Source organism: Micromonospora sp. NPDC005194 (genome assembly GCF_040608335.1).
Lineage (GTDB): Bacteria > Actinomycetota > Actinomycetes > Mycobacteriales > Micromonosporaceae > Micromonospora.
This window is the reverse complement of the sequence record NZ_JBEXIA010000018.1, coordinates 21,950-36,107: the sequence shown is the minus strand read 5'-3', so window position 1 is coordinate 36,107 and position 14,158 is coordinate 21,950. Positions and strand designations below refer to the sequence as shown.

General features: G+C 66.5%; 14 protein-coding genes, 1 tRNA gene and 1 pseudogene. 2 read left to right on the top strand and 14 right to left on the bottom strand.

Going from position 1 to position 14,158, the window contains the following annotated elements; translation table 11 throughout:
- Positions 1–2: 2 nt before the first annotated feature.
- Positions 3–524 carry a GNAT family N-acetyltransferase gene (locus ABZU53_RS17310; protein WP_355066709.1) on the bottom strand — a complete coding sequence of 174 codons (522 nt, stop codon included), beginning with the start codon at positions 522–524 and terminating at the stop codon, positions 3–5.
- Positions 525–822: 298 nt separating this feature from the next.
- Between ABZU53_RS17310 and ABZU53_RS17305 the strand changes: the two genes are divergently transcribed.
- On the top strand, positions 823–1,788 hold the full coding sequence (locus ABZU53_RS17305) for an aminoglycoside phosphotransferase family protein (RefSeq protein WP_355066708.1): 966 nt from the start codon (positions 823–825) through the stop codon (positions 1,786–1,788).
- Positions 1,789–1,864: 76 nt separating this feature from the next.
- Here ABZU53_RS17305 and ABZU53_RS17300 read toward each other — a convergent pair whose 3' ends face one another.
- The 3 genes from ABZU53_RS17300 to ABZU53_RS17290 all read right to left on the bottom strand — a co-directional run bounded on the left by ABZU53_RS17300 (position 1,865) and on the right by ABZU53_RS17290 (position 5,016).
- Positions 1,865–2,302: a hypothetical protein gene (locus ABZU53_RS17300; RefSeq protein WP_355066707.1), complete on the bottom strand. Its 438-nt coding sequence runs from the start codon at positions 2,300–2,302 to the stop codon at positions 1,865–1,867.
- A gap of 450 nt (positions 2,303–2,752) precedes the next feature.
- Positions 2,753–2,825: transfer RNA gene (locus ABZU53_RS17295), tRNA-Arg, on the bottom strand.
- A gap of 553 nt (positions 2,826–3,378) precedes the next feature.
- Positions 3,379–5,016, bottom strand: a complete 1,638-nt coding sequence (locus tag ABZU53_RS17290; RefSeq protein WP_355066706.1) for an AAA family ATPase — start codon at positions 5,014–5,016, stop codon at positions 3,379–3,381.
- 517 nt (positions 5,017–5,533) lie between these two features.
- Here ABZU53_RS17290 and ABZU53_RS17285 point away from each other — a divergent pair.
- Positions 5,534–6,244 (top strand): alpha/beta hydrolase, encoded by a 711-nt coding sequence (locus tag ABZU53_RS17285; RefSeq protein WP_355066754.1) that lies wholly within the window; start codon positions 5,534–5,536, stop codon positions 6,242–6,244.
- 179 nt (positions 6,245–6,423) lie between these two features.
- On the opposite strand, the pseudogene ABZU53_RS17280 reads toward ABZU53_RS17285, so the two are convergent.
- The 10 genes and pseudogenes from ABZU53_RS17280 to ABZU53_RS17235 form a co-directional block, all read right to left on the bottom strand.
- Positions 6,424–6,881 (bottom strand): annotated as a pseudogene (locus ABZU53_RS17280) (DUF296 domain-containing protein).
- 70 nt (positions 6,882–6,951) lie between these two features.
- The gene (locus ABZU53_RS17275; protein ID WP_355066705.1) at positions 6,952–7,401 is read right to left on the bottom strand and encodes a SitI3 family protein; all 450 of its coding nucleotides are present in this window, start codon (positions 7,399–7,401) and stop codon (positions 6,952–6,954) included.
- A gap of 13 nt (positions 7,402–7,414) precedes the next feature.
- Complete coding sequence (locus tag ABZU53_RS17270; protein WP_355066753.1) at positions 7,415–7,801, bottom strand: hypothetical protein; 387 nt, start codon at positions 7,799–7,801, stop codon at positions 7,415–7,417.
- Positions 7,802–8,010: 209 nt separating this feature from the next.
- Positions 8,011–8,538 (bottom strand): DUF6244 family protein, encoded by a 528-nt coding sequence (locus tag ABZU53_RS17265; RefSeq protein ID WP_355066704.1) that lies wholly within the window; start codon positions 8,536–8,538, stop codon positions 8,011–8,013.
- A 179-nt stretch (positions 8,539–8,717) separates the two neighbouring features.
- Positions 8,718–9,620 (bottom strand): phosphotransferase, encoded by a 903-nt coding sequence (locus ABZU53_RS17260; RefSeq protein WP_355066703.1) that lies wholly within the window; start codon positions 9,618–9,620, stop codon positions 8,718–8,720.
- A gap of 338 nt (positions 9,621–9,958) precedes the next feature.
- On the bottom strand, positions 9,959–11,314 hold the full coding sequence (locus tag ABZU53_RS17255) for a serine hydrolase domain-containing protein (RefSeq protein ID WP_355066702.1): 1,356 nt from the start codon (positions 11,312–11,314) through the stop codon (positions 9,959–9,961).
- A complete protein-coding gene (locus ABZU53_RS17250) occupies positions 11,311–12,234 on the bottom strand; it encodes an HEXXH motif-containing putative peptide modification protein (RefSeq protein WP_355066701.1) in 924 nt (307 codons plus the stop codon). The genes ABZU53_RS17255 and ABZU53_RS17250 overlap by 4 nt, the downstream gene beginning before the upstream one ends.
- 103 nt (positions 12,235–12,337) lie before the next feature.
- Positions 12,338–12,502 carry a hypothetical protein gene (locus ABZU53_RS17245; protein ID WP_354858845.1) on the bottom strand — a complete coding sequence of 55 codons (165 nt, stop codon included), beginning with the start codon at positions 12,500–12,502 and terminating at the stop codon, positions 12,338–12,340.
- A gap of 111 nt (positions 12,503–12,613) precedes the next feature.
- Positions 12,614–13,504, bottom strand: coding sequence for a protein kinase (locus ABZU53_RS17240; protein WP_355066700.1), 891 nt, complete (start codon positions 13,502–13,504; stop codon positions 12,614–12,616).
- 11 nt (positions 13,505–13,515) lie between these two features.
- Positions 13,516–14,151 carry a hypothetical protein gene (locus tag ABZU53_RS17235; RefSeq protein WP_355066699.1) on the bottom strand — a complete coding sequence of 212 codons (636 nt, stop codon included), beginning with the start codon at positions 14,149–14,151 and terminating at the stop codon, positions 13,516–13,518.
- Positions 14,152–14,158 lie beyond the last annotated feature (7 nt).

The following is a 14,158-nucleotide window of genomic DNA, read 5'->3' as shown; positions in this document are numbered from 1 at the left end:
AATCACCGAACGAGGTTGATCCAGTAGCGCCTCACCGGGCCATGCTCGGTGTCGCGAATGCCCTCAAGAACACCGCCATTGCGTTCGACGGTTCGTGCCGAGGCAAGGTTGTCCGCGAGGCAGGTAACAAGGAGACGGTCCAGGCCCAGGTCAGCCCGGGCCTCCTTGAGCATCTCGCCCAGCGCCCAACTCACCACGCCGCGTCCACGCGCGGAGGGACGTACGCCGTAGCCGATCTGCCCGAGGGCGTCGTCGAATGTGTGCCGCAGGGCCACCCCGCCGAGAACCTGGCCGTTTTCGACGATCCACCGAGGCGAGCTGTGCTCCTCGTCCGGGCACGGCGTTCCCCTCGGATGGGCCAGCCGGACCTGCCGATGCACCCAATGAGCGAAGCCATCCGGCGAATCCACGTCGTCGTCAGCGCCCAGGCCGAAGCCGTCCTCGTGCACGCCGGGGCCCCAGTCGTCGCGGCACTGCAGAAATGCAGCGTGCAGGCCGATGGTCGGCAGTATCAATTCGGGCATGCGGCCGACGGTAATGCCGGCCCGGCGGCTGGACCAGCGTGCCTACACCCAACGACAACAGCACTCAGAGGTCCGTCCAGCCACGACGATGGCCATCCCTAGGCAGGGCAGGGGTGGCCGCCCTCTCACAGTCCAGAGCCGCACGGGAGTACGCAACGGGATTTCAGTACTGGGAACAGGTCAGTCAGACGCGGCTTGAAATCTTACGGCTCGTGACGTGCGCCACACGTATCTGCTGACTCCGCCTACAGGTGGCAAATCCCTTGCTGGACGGACTGCGAGCTGCAACGCTCCGTCGATGTTCGACAAGCCTGACGTTGACGAACGGTTGCTCGCGGCCGAGGTGGCCGCCGCTTGGGCCGTGGACGTGGCCGATCTCGTGTTCATGCCGGTCGGGCTCGACGGGCAGGCATGGGCGTACCGGGTAGACACGTCTGACGGCGAGCGCTACTTCCTGAAGATGCGCCGCGGTGAGTTCACTCAGGCGGCCGTCCTGCTGCCTCGCTTCCTTCGAGCGCAGGGCGTCAGGCAGGTCGTAGCGCCGATCGACCTTCCAGGGGGCGGAGCCTGTCGCGGGTTCGGGGACTACCAGCTGCTGCTCTATCCGTTCCACGACGGCGGCAGTCTGTGGGGCCGCGGCCTCACCGACGGTCAATGGGTCGAGTACGGGGAGTTCCTGGGTCGGCTGCACGCGGTCAGGCCGAGCGCCGATCTCGCCGCGGTCTTGCCGGTCGAGACCTACCGATCGAGCGCGGGCGAGCGGCTGCGAATCCTCGGGGAGCAGGCCGCAGCGAGCGAGACCCTCGGCGCTTTCTGGGACCGGTACGGTGCAGCGCTACATCGGTTGTCCGCAACGGTCGATGGCCTCGCCTCCCGAGTGACGCAAGCTCAACACGTGCTCTGCCACGCCGACATCCACCCCGGCAACCTGCTCGCTGACGACGACGGTCCACTGCACGTCGTGGACTGGGATGCGCCGATCCTGGCGCCGCGCGAGCGGGACCTGATGTTCGTCTACAGCCAAGACTTCGGCGAGCACCCGGTCAACGCGCACCGCGCCGAACTCTTCCGTCGAGGCTATGGGCCGCTGGAACCGGACCAGACCATGCTGAGCTACTACCGCGCCGAGCGGCAGCTCGACGACGTCGCCGTATTTCTCGGCAGCATCCTCAACCCCGAGTCCAGTCCAGAATCGCAAGCCAACGACCTGCACTGGCTGACCCTCATCGCCAAGACCGTCGCCGACCCCACCTACGCGCCCTGATCTCCTCCCGATTGGCCAGCGCACCGGCACAAGCGGCCGTGCCGGCGTCTCGGTCTGCTGGTGTCTTGTGCCCCATCTATGCCCCGCCCCCACCGATGAACTTCCTGCGCGACTCGTCGTAGGGAAGTGCCAGGGTAGCGGCGAGGTAAGCGTTGCGGCGTGCGATGAGTCGTTGCAGGTGACGTACTTGGTGGCCGTGCTCCTGAGCTGCCTTCAATGCGGATGTGAATGATTCACGGATCTGCGCCTGGTGTGACTCGGTGACGAGGGGCATAAAATACTTGGCCTGCCAGATGACGACCGCGCCAGCCAGGTCACCAACGAGAACGTCGATGGCCCAGTCGCCGGGATTCGCGGCGATCAGGCGCGCGCCTGGATGCGTGGCGCGGACCAGCATGGCGAGCATCTGCTCGAAGTCATCGCGGGCGCCGGCTGAGTTGCCTGTTCGTACCTCATGTGCACGGAAGTTGATCGGGGGCTCACCCGTAGCCAGAATCGGCCCAGCAGTCAGCATCCCGCCCCTCCGCGCACCCTGGCGCAAGCATTCCAAACAGCGTCACGGAAGGCAATGCAGGGGTTACTCGAACGGTGGATGCAGCGGGTGCGTCCTCGCCCTTGTCGGGCTGACTGGCTGCAGCGATGGAGTGTGCGCGAGAGCCAGCCTTGACACCCACAGGTGGCCTGCCCGCCGGCCGGACCACCGCCCAGGAGGCAGGAAGCGGTTAGGCAGCGGATCGAAGACGCGCGGGACAACTGCGGTGGCTAGGCGCGGCGACAGCCCCCACCAACCGGATCTTGCCCGGCACAGGTAGCGCGACCTGGCAAAGCTCCGCCAAAATCAGTCCGTGAATAGTCCGTGGACAGCGACAAGTAGCGGCATCAGGCGACACACCACTGCATAGAGCAACGCATCGACGGAGGTGCAAACTCCCTGGCCAGAAGGTCTTTCTGCTGATCTTCGAGGTGCCCCCGGCAGGATTCGAACCTGCGACACACGGTTTAGGAAACCGATGCTCTATCCCCTGAGCTACGGGGGCGCGAGGGCACAGTCTAGCGACCTGGGGGTTCACCTGGGGTGGCAGGGAGTGGCCCACGTTCACCCACGTCAGTCGGGCCCCGTTGTCGCAGCCCAGGACCACACGCCGAGCACACGAACCCCGGTTTGCGACCGGCGGTCGGCCGCGGTGACCCGCGTTGGCACCGGTTCACCCGGGTTGGCACCCGCTGGAGAGCACACACCGAGCACATCGTCGATGATCATGATGTGCGCTCTCTCGGCCCGGGACCCGTCGGCCAGGCGCCGGACGGCGGTGACCGACGCGGTGTCAGCCCTCGGCCTCACCCCCGCCGAAGGCGAGGCCCGCCGAGTACGTTGGCGGAGGCTTGGTTCATGGGGTTGGTGCGTCCAGCCTGTGAAGACGACGCACCACCCTGATGCCTACGGCGACGGTCCCATCAGGTGTCCGCTCATGCCGAGAAGCGCGCGTTCCGCACGCTCGCACCGTGTCGGAATGGTTGATCGTGGCAGAGGTTCTGATCCCCCGTCTGCTTATCCGCGACCGAGAAGGATCAATGCTGAGAGGGTGGCGACTAGGGTAGTTCCCCCACGACAGTGCGGAGCCTGTCGAGGAGTTCTGGAGTGCTAAGCAAACGGGATCGGACAGCCTTCTCGTAGTCGTCGTGATTCAAAAAACGAAGACGCTTGGCTAAGGCGGTCAGGAACCCGCTGCTCCGTACCGAGAAGCGCTCAAGCACGCCATCGTAATCGGCACCGTCGATGCAGCCTCGCAGGTCCGCCTCTTGGGTCTGATATGTCGATTCGAGGTTAATGGTCACCGTCGACCCAGCCTGCATGAGTTCATTGGCTCCAGGGAGGTGCGCCATCGCCTGCTGACGAAGAACCTTAATCGCATTCTCGGATGCCAGATGCCTGATGTTCTGGTCGTTGAGCGACGTCAATGCTGCGCCTCGCGCCTCGGCAGCCATCGAGGCTCCATCCTCCCCGAGCGTCAAACCTTGATGCTCGGCGACGGCGTCGACTATCCAAGAGAGGTAGTACAGGTTCTCGACTTCGTTAACCGGCAGCACCAAGATCTTCTTCGCTGCCATCGCGGCGACTTCATTCGCACTGCGCGCGTCCCCGTCGAGCACGCCACGTCCGTCAACCCAGTGGAAAGACTCTGACTCATTGAGTCCGGCGACGGCCCGCTTGACTCCCTCACCGCCCCCGCACGGCACGACCGATCTGTCAGGGAAGAGGAGGCGATACAGCGCAAAGTCGAGGCTTGAGACCTCGCCTTCCACGAACAACAGTTTTGATCGGCCTCCCAGAATAGCCTGCCGGACGGAGTCGGGTACGTCCAACTTCCGTTGCTCTATTCGGACGGCCCAACCCGATGGGTTTGGTCCGTTCCAGCTGACCGCACTCACAGTGCAAACGGTGGTAGACGTCGCGTCCAACTTACTCAGCAGATCGAGATCATGCGTAAATAGAATAAACCCGGCATCAGGCCGCTCTAGCGTGAGGGCCACGATGAAGTCCGACGAGATCGATCGGTGTAAGTGTCGTTCGGGCTCGTCGACCAGCAACACGCTGCCAGGTGGGGCGAGCAGCGCCTCTGACGCCAGCAGGAACGCTCCCTTCTCGCCGTCTGACATCTGAGAGATCGGGTAAGGGGTACCGGCCTCGGTGACGGCGTCGAATCCACCCGTGTCCGTAACGCGAAAGCGAAGAGCCATGCCTGCAGCCGCGAAGACACGTTCGAGTTTGGCCAGCATGCCTTCTTCCACGCCATCGCCAGCAGCGGCTACCTCGCCTCGGTCGTATCGATCGGCAGCATGGGCATTCCGCATGTTGACCTTCGCGAGCAGGTCGTACAGCACTCTCGCCGAACGCTGCTCGTCCAACACGACAGTGGTGCGAGAGTTGGGCTGCGAGTCGTAAGCTTCGAAGGTGGCCTCGGTCTGCGTCCGCTGGCTAGTTGTCATCTCCGCGCCAGCAGAGGACAGCCAGATTCGGCGGTGCGCGATGACCCTGACTATCGGCGCAGGCCAGTCTCCTTTGTTGACACTCAGCCAGAAGCTGAGGGCCGACTTCCCAGCCCCGTTGGGGCCGACGAAGACCAAGGTTTCGCCCGCGCGCACCGACAAGCCAAGGTATTTAGTGCCGTCCTGGCTGGGGACAGCCCACCGCATCAATGGCGGGGCCTCCTCCTGGGGCTGCATCATCACCGAACTCCTCGCCTCACGTTGAATGCCTCCCTCCCGGGAGACTCAGGCAGTGCGGGGCATCAGCGTAGATGGGCGCTCAGCGCACATGTGCCGCCCCTCGCCGAAGTCCCCTTGCACATGCCGACCCGAGCGCGAGGCGAGTCACCAGTTTCTGCGGGTCCTTCCGGTCAACTTCCGTCAGGAACCGAACCGCTGCGTCGCCACGGAGGACGCTCACAGGTCGGCCATAATGGAGCAGCTCGACGTCGCACTCCTTCGCAGGCGGTAGGTGAATCCTTCGGGAGCTTCGGTCAACCGCGCATCATCTGGCGCTGGCAGTGTTCACCGGGACGGAATAAGCGCCGGCGATGCCGCCGACGGCATCCGATTCTGTCGCTGACCACGCGTCCGGCACCGCCCTGTTGCCGGCCGACAAGCGCGCTGCGTGCTGGGAGGTGTGGGCGCGATCCTGTTCATTCGGCATGAACGGCTCGGGTAGCGGACGGCAGGCAACGTCGTCGATGCTGAGCGGGTGATGCCTGGGTTCGTGCTGGTGCACAGCCTGTTGCTGGGTCCTCGGACGTGGACGGCCGTGGCGGCCCGGCTCGCAGCTCTGGGTGCTGAGACGGTGGTGCCGTCACTGATCGACGTGGTCGACGTAGACGACCCACCGTTTTGGCCGCGCGTCAGCGCGACCATCAACGGAAGCCTCTCCTGCCTACCGCAGGGTCAGCCAATCGTATTGGTAGCGCATAGCAACGCCGGCCTGCTGGTTCCGGTTATCGTGCAGGCGGTGCGACGTCCGGTCGTCGGGTGTCTCTTCGTCGATGCCCGGCTGCCCCCGCGGGCCGGATCCACGCCCGCCGCATCGCCCGAGCGGCTGGCCTACCTCCGGACCAAGGTCACGCGGGGCCGGCTGCCGCAGTGGACGACGTGGTGGGACGAGGAAGACGTCGGCACGTTGTTCCCCGATCCGCAGACCAGGTGGGCCGTCTCGGCCGAGCAGCCCAGGCTCCCAATCAGCTACTACGAGCAACACATTCCTGTCCCCGCTGGCTGGGACCATCGGCCATGCGGGTATCTGCTGTTCGGACCGCCGTACGACCGCATGGCGCAGGAGTCGCGCAAGCGCGGCTGGGACGTAGCCGAGGAGCCCGGTGGACACCTGCACCAACTCGTCGATCCAGACACGGTCACCGCGCGGATCGCCGCCATGACCGAGACCTGGGGCTCCCCAGCACGCTGACCCGACACGCGCTCATGCCGCGATGATGGCAGCCTGCGTGCCCCAGGTCGGCCCCTCCCGCAGGAGGACTCGGCGTAGGTAGTCCTGCTCGACGAGGGCGCAGCTGCGGCTGCTACCGAGACGCCGTGGCTTAGGGCAGCGATCCAGTGTGTGTGGCGGTCGTGGATGCCACTGGTCGGTCAGTTGTCGCCGATACGCAACAGCGGCACGTCGTAGAGGCTCGCCTCGGGGATACGACGCATGACGGGCGCAGCGACCTCGATGATCAGCATCTCGGTGAGGAACTGGACCGTAGCGGGTGACTGGTGTGGCCGGTCGCGCTGTGCTCCTTGAATCCGACGCTGACGTGGATGTGCGGCGCGATCCGGTCGTGTGCGTCGTCGTCGGCGATGGTTCCGCCGCCGAGCGCTTCGACGTTGGTCAGGTGCACCCGGTCCCAGACCGGGGCTTGGAGGTCGTCCGGACGCTGGCAGGTGCCGACGATCTCGACCGTGCTGAACTCGGCGATAAAGACGGGGATGTAGCCCTACCGGATGCCGTTGGCGCGGCAGGCGTCAGCGAGGGCGGTGAAGAAGTCCTCGCCATGATCGAAGGTGACGCCGATCATCCGTCCGGGCGTGAGGTCATGGCTGCGCATACTGAGGCACTTCCGGTCGGGTTGGTCGGGGGAAGTGGCTGTGGTGGGTCCAGCCGAGGACGTACGCCTGTCAGAGGTGAAGAATCCTGTCGTAGTCTTCGTCGTACCAGCCGTCGGTGTTGTGCTTCTGGATGGTCCCCGCGATGCGCGTCAGCATCAGTACATCGCCGTTGAGGGTCAGGGCGGCGTCCTCGGCCCTGCCGGTGAGGATCCTGGCCACGGTTGCCAACATGTGGGGCTTGCCCTTGTCGACCAGGGTGTCCTTGCGCATGTAGAAGCTGACGTCGACGTAGGTCTCCGGCTCCCATTCCCACAGAGCGCCACCGTCGTCCTCGGCACTGCAGTAGCCGTGCCTTCCGCCAGTGATGTCCACGACGTACCCGCAATTGTCGTTCAGGTCGGCGCTGAGCATCCTGCCGCCGGACGCCGTGGACGTCTCGACTGCTCCGGGAGCAGCAAGTTCCGCCACCTGCTCCAGTGGAATGTCGCCCGCCAGCGTCAACCGGTACTCGACAGCCATCTGCACCCCTTCATCAGTCTCGCCGGATGATCTGAATGATCGCACCGTCGCGCGTTACCGCCGCCAGTTCCTTCAGCCCTGCTACGGGCCAATCGTGGAACTGCTTGTGCAGGGCGACGAGGTCTCCTCGCCAGTCGTGGAGGTTCAACATCACGCGTTGGGTCTGCTCCGTGTCGACCTTCCTGGACACTGCGCTCCAGACGGCGCGGGGCGGCACAGGGGCAGTGGGCGCGTAGCAGTCGAAGACATGCCCCTCGATGAGGAAGTCGGGTGCCTTCTCCGGCCTCCCAGAATCGCCGGTCTCGCGTCGCGCGTCCGCGACCTCCTGCCTCGTGGGGTTCTGGTGAACCCGGTACCCCTTGCCGGCGACCCTGTCGGCACACTCGTTCTCCAACTCCAGGGCACGCCGCTCCCGTGGCTTCTCGTTCGCGGAGATCCGGGTTCGACGTCCGGCAGGTGACCCGCCGAGTAAGCCGGTGGGACGCCTGGTCCACCGGGTCCCTGCGTCAGTGTCCGTGGAGACGGTGCCGCCCGGGGTGGGGGTCGTCGGGGATGGGCTGGCGGTGGTAGCAGGGGCAGGGCTGGCCGGTGGATGACCGCCAGCCCCTGTCAGTTTCCCGACGAGCCCAGCTGGCGGGCCTGCGCGATCGCCGCTTCGACGGCCTGCCGGGCCCCGCCAGTGCGCTGAACCATCAGCACCAGGACCTGCTTGATGGCCTCCAACGCCTGCAACAGCGGCCCAGGCTGCCCACCCTGCAGGACCACGGCGACGAGCTGCTGTGCCTCACCGACTCCAGTGATGGCCCCAGCCGCTGCGTCACGGGCGGCGTCCATGGCGCTCTGCACGGGTGCCAGGCCGGCGATCGTCTCCTGCGGGGTGGCCTCGTTCGGCACCGCCGCGGTTGCCTTCGTCGCCTCACCGATCGAACCGGCGAGACTTCCCAGGCCGCCCTGGATGCCGGTGATCGCGTTGCGCACCCGCGCCACGCCCGCCGCCACGGCGACGAAGCCCGCGCCGGCGGCCCGCAACGCCACCTCCTGCGCCTGGCTGTCGGCGGCGGCTGCCAACCCCTGCGCGCGTTCGACCCCGGTCATCAACGCGCGGAGTTCACCGGTGATCTTCTCGATCTGCGACACGTGGGCGGCACCTCCAATCGATGAAAGCGAAAGTGGTCGACAGCTGAAACTACCGGGCTCCTTGCGAGGCCACTAGACACCGACGAGGTCGTCGACACCACAGACAGACCCCCAAACTTTCGGTCATCTCTGCATCTGCGAACAGATGCAGGGTGTCGTTGTGGCTGCTCAGAGTTGGATCATGCTGACCTCGCTGCAATGAGCCGTTGTACGCGGGTGCTGGCCGAGGTCCAGGCGGCCTCGATGATCGCCAGACACCGCATCCGGGCCGGGTCGTCCTCGGGCAGTTCGTGGTGCAGGCGCAGCTCGCGGGTCAGGACCACAGCGAGGTTGAGCGCGAATGCGGCCTCGATGCCCGTCTCACTCACGATCGCCTCGATACGCTCGCGGATCAATGGCGTACTCGCGCCGACCTGGGTGTGGAGCATCGCAAGGTCGAAGCCAGGAAGGAACAGCCCAGTGAACTCCCAGTCGACGAGCACCGCCGTGGTCTCGGCCTCGTCATCGCTGTCGGAACGGCCGGCATTGAGAAGGATGTTGCTGGCCAGTGGGTCGCCGTGATTGAGCTGCGCCGGCGCGTCGCAGCGGGCCAGCAGACTGTCCAGAGCCTCTCGCTGGCCCTCAGTGAGGTACCTTTTGGCCTGGTACCGAGCCAGCCGTTCGGAGTAGTCGAAGGTGGGCGAGAACCGGACGGCCGGGTAGGTCCACTCATTCAACGCGGCGATGCAGTCCAGGACGGCATCGACCTCCCGAGTATCGAGCTCACGCTGGGGGTAGCGTTCGACCGCGAGGGGCGATGCGTCGACCCATTCCAGGACCAGCAGCCGGTCACGGTCGGTATGGAGCAGCCGAGGAACGCGGACAGGCGGGGTGGTGTCACCGAAGACCTCGTACACGTCCAGCTCGTGCCGCCACCTGGCCGCCCAGAAAGGGTCTGGGTCGATCAGATATTTCACCGCTGCCGGTTCGCCGCAGAACGAGCCTCGCGCCAGCAGGGTCTTGTCCGTGCGCCGTAGCACCGTGTCGATGGTCAGCCCGATCGTGACTGCTGAGCCAGGCAGATCAGGCGGCGTGTGCGACATCAGCGGTCTCCTTGATCGAGTCGATGAGCCGTTGGCGAAGGCCGATCTCGAAGCGCTCCCCGTGCTGGACCACGGCGATCTGCCGACCCGTTGCCCATTTTGGGCTTGTCTGTGTCCGTCTGATTAGTGGAATGTTGATCGTCGAAGATGGTCGAGCTCCTGGGAGTGCGAATGCTCAAGTGGAGCCTGAGCCGAGATGCAGCCCTCGACGTAGTAATCATGAAGCTTGATAAAAGCGGGGTAGCTCACATCAAGCCCGGCTGACAACGGGCGGCCAGGGGCCTCCGTGTCGGATCGGGAGGCTTGAGAACCACCGACGTTGTAATGGTGGCAGTCGGTCAATCGGGCCGTCGTCGATAGTGCAGCCCTGGTGCGCGATCGAGATCAAGAACAAGGCCATTGGGCACTGGCAGATCCTCATCCGCCGAAGAGGTATCGAGTGTCAGCGTGTAGCCGTCCGCAACGTACGTGGACCCGGTGCAGGTGAGCCGGTCGAGGGTTCCCCGACGCCACAAGTACAGCGAGCCCGCACGGCGGGTCAGGCGTACGGTGCCGGGAACCTCGTCGCAGACATAGGTGCCGAGCGATGTGTGAGCCTCTTCGGTGTCGGCGCTGCCCGTGGAGGTGGTGGTCTTGGGCGCAGGAAGGCTTTCCAACGCGCGAGACAGCAGTTCGCCCGGATCGGCGCCGGATTCATGGGTGGGGTCGGCGAGGGCCGCGGCGAGTACGTGGTCGGCGGCGATTCCGGCGTGGTTTGACAGGCAGATAGCGCGGAGCCCTGAGTTGGTGAGATGGACGGCTGCGGAAAACCCCTGTTCATGACCGTAGTGGAAGACGGCGGTGCGGCCGGGGCGCGGATCGGCGTACAGCCCGGGACCATATGTGAACGGCGCATGGTCGCTGGACTGATAGCCGAGGTGCTGGTCGAACGGAAGCGCGTCGGCGGCCCGGCAGTGCCATTCGTGCCAGAGGTGAACGAGCCATCGATCCAGGTCAGCGGCGGTGCACCAGAGGGAGCCGGGGCCGGGCAGGGTGACTGAGCGCTGCTGGTGCTGCCATCCGCTGGCGACGGCCTGGTAGCTGGCGGCGGCACCGGGGATCACCTCGCGTGGATCAGTCTTGAAGCGGGCCGAGGTCATGCTGAGCGGGGTGAAGACCTGCCTGCTGGCGATCTCGTGGAGTCCGGCGCCATACGCGTGCGTGAGGACTTCAGCGAGGAGGAGATAACCGGTGTTGTTGTAAAGGAAGCGGCCCGGCTCGACGGCTCGGTGCCGCTGACGGTAGGCGAGTTGAAGCAGGTCGGCGGCGGTGTAGTGGTCGAGTTCGCGGAAGCCGGCCAGGGACAGGAGGGATTCGGCGTCCCGGATGCCGCCCTGGTGGTTGATGAGGTCGCCGATGGTGACGCCGGGGATGTGGAAGCGGGGCAGGATGTCGCCGACGGGCCGGTCTAGGGTGAGGAGGCGGTCGCGGGCGGCGCGGATGCACAGGTACGCGGTGATCTGTTTGGCGACGGAGCCGATGTTGAAGGCGGTGTTCTCCCCGATGGGCGCGGCGAGTTCGAGACTGGCCAATCCGGTGTGCGCCTGCGCCGTCGGATGGCCGGCCTGGCCGACGCGCAGGATGACGCCGGGCTCGCCCAGCCGGACCGCGAGGGCGGTCTCGGTAGCGGGGAACGAGGTGTCGGTGGAGTTCACAGGCTGAGGGCTTCGCGGTGGGCAGAGCGCAGGCGTTCCCGCAAGGTGGGGTCGGTGATCAGGGCGAGTGCTCGGTCGTGGTCGGCGGCGGTGGTGGCAAGCAGTCCGCGCTGCTGCTCCAAGTAGACGGTCAGGAATCGGTGCAGGTCGCCGCGGGTTTGAGGCAGGACGCGAGCGGTGTAGATCATGGTGAGGGGGAAGGCGAAGCAGGCGTGCAGGAAGCCGAAGGCGGGCCTGTTCGTCTTCTTCCAGGGGGAGTAGAACCCGACTTCGTCGCTGATCTCGCAGGCGGCGGCGCCAAGGGCGTCGTTGAGCCAGTTGTGGCCCGCCTCGTGGATCAGGTCGCGAGCCAGGACGACGGGCTCGTTGACGTGGTCGCAGTAGATGGTGCCGGGCAGCCGGGTGATGGTCCAGCTGTCGAGGGTGTCGCCGAGCTGCTTGTGGCGCAGCAGGCAGACGACGACTGCGTGGCCGGCGAGAAGGTCAGCGAAGCCGTTCTTCGCGCCGGTGTCGTATGCGGCGGCGGCCAGGTCCCGCAGGCCCGGTGGGGCAGCAGTGGTGTTGGGGCCCAGTACGTAGTAGGGGGTCTCGGAGATCGGTGAGCGGGGCAGGCGGTCAAGGTCGGGGGCGAGGACGATGCGCGGACCGACGGCGGTGGGTGTCGAAAGCGCTGAGGCGTTCGCGTCCGGGTGGCCGCCGTACCAGTTAAAAGTGGCAGTCTCGCGGGAGCGGGCGGCGGTCTCGGCGCCTTCGAGAACATGGTGGGCCAGGCAGTAGTTGAAGGCGTCCGTTCGCTGCGAGTCGGAGGTGCTGGCCGTCCGTTGGGCGGCGGGCTTGAGGACGGCGCGTATCCGGCGAGTGCGGTCGCGGTGGTGGGCCTGGATGAGGGCGAACGAGAAGGAGATGGTGGGCGCGTCCACGGGAGTGGGTCCTTCCGACGGGCTGGGCCTGGGGCCGGCCCCGTGAGGGTCCGGCCCCAGGAGGTGCTTACCGACGGCGTGCCGCCGGTGAGGTGCGGGGCGTTCAGGCGTCGGTGCCGTCGGTTGCCGCGGTGCTCGCCGGGGCCTCAGCGGTCGGCCAGCCCTCGGCCGAGACGCTGGAGGTGTGACGGGTGCTGCGGACGGTCTCGTCGTCGCCGCGAAGGTCGTCCACGGCGGCGAGGAAGTCGCTGATCCGGTCGTTGTCCATGAGTGCGCTCGTCCTTTCCGAAAAGGGGTTTAGGTCGTGCACCTTTTGGAGCCGATTCCTGCGGCGGCGAGCGGGCGGTGGGCACCCCGTCTCCTTCCGGTTGATGGTGGGTCAGCTGCTGCGCTGGGCCGGCGTGGCGGCGGTGGTGGCCGCTTGGCGCAGGGCATCGCGCAGCTCTCTCATGGCGGGCCGGTCCTCGGGTGCCGGGGCGAGCGCCGCGGTGATGATCGGGCGGAGTCCGGTGGGCGCGGTGTGCAGCCGGGAGGGGCCGTGGCGGGGGATGTCGGCGCACAGGTAGCGGTAGGTCAGGACTCCGAGGCTGAAGGCATCAGCGGCTGGGGTGGCGCGGTCGTAGGAGGTGGCGTACTCCGGGGGCCAGTGCACCTCCGGGCCCCGAGCGGTGGGGCCGCGCGGGGTTTCGGTGCGACGCGCGGCACCGAGGTCGGTGATTAGTCCTTGGCCGTCGTGGATGAGGATGTTCTCCTGGTAAACGTCGCGGTGCACGATCCCGTGCTGGTGCAGGTTGCGCAGACCTTCGGCGATGTCGGCCAAGATGCTGAGCCCAGCTGTCCCCAGGTTTCGGTTGAGGGCGGTGGTGAGGTACGGCCCGAAGTTGCCGCCGACGAAGTGGGGCATCGTGTACCAGTCGAACCGGTCGGTGCTGCCCTGCTCCAGCAGCGGCACGACGTGCTCGGCGCTCTGGGCGGCGCGGGTTACGGCGATCTCATGGCGGAAGTCCTCACGGGTCAAGGCCCTTTCGGCCTCGGTCATCTCCGCGTACCAGTAGAAGCCGTAGGCGGCCTTGCGGGTGGCCTCGTCGAGCTCGGCCAGGACGTGGTTGCTGCCGAAGCCGGCCTTGAGAACCACCGGAGGCGTCCCGTTGTGGCTGGCGAGCACCAGGGTGCTGGCGCGGGTGAAGCAGAGGAGGTCGTGGACGTGCCAGCCGGCGTAGCGAAGCTGGTCAACGACCCAGGCGGCCGGGTGCATCGGGTGCAGGTGCATGGGCTGCCTCCTCATGATCGCGCCGCAGCCGGTGCGGAGTGGCGCAGCCGGTCCAGGCAGGTGGTGGCCAGCCGGTCGAGGTCAGCTTTGGTGGCGCACGGGTGGCGCAGCACGGGCAGGCCGGTTGCCTCGGTCCATGCGTTGACCGCCTGCTCGTACAGGTCGGCATACCGAGCGGCGGTCTGGCGGTCCTCTCCGAAGCGACGCGTTGTGGGCCGCTTGGACAGCCGGGCATGGCACAGCTCGGGCTCGGTGGTGAGCAGGACGATCAGGTCCGCCCGTGCGGCCGTGACCTCGGCGAGCTGCTGAACATAGTGGGCGACAGGATGGTCGTGCAGCAGGGCGATCAGGCAGGCGGTCGACAAGGTGAGCCGGTCAGCGATGACCGGTCCGAGGGACAGGGCGGGGGCGAGGTTGTAGCGGGCATGGAGTTCCAGGTCGTGGCGGACCGCGGCCAAGATCCGCACGCCGTTTGCTGCCGGACGGCCAGCCCGCAGGCTGATGATGGAGCGGGTCGCTTCCAGCGACAGCCAGGAGAACTGGCCGATATGCCCGAGGCGGACGTCCTCGCAGGCGGCGTTGGCCAGGATCCGGTCGCGTAGCGTGCTCTTCCCGGCTCCAGCGATTCCCTCCAAGGCCAGCAGCATGCCTCGC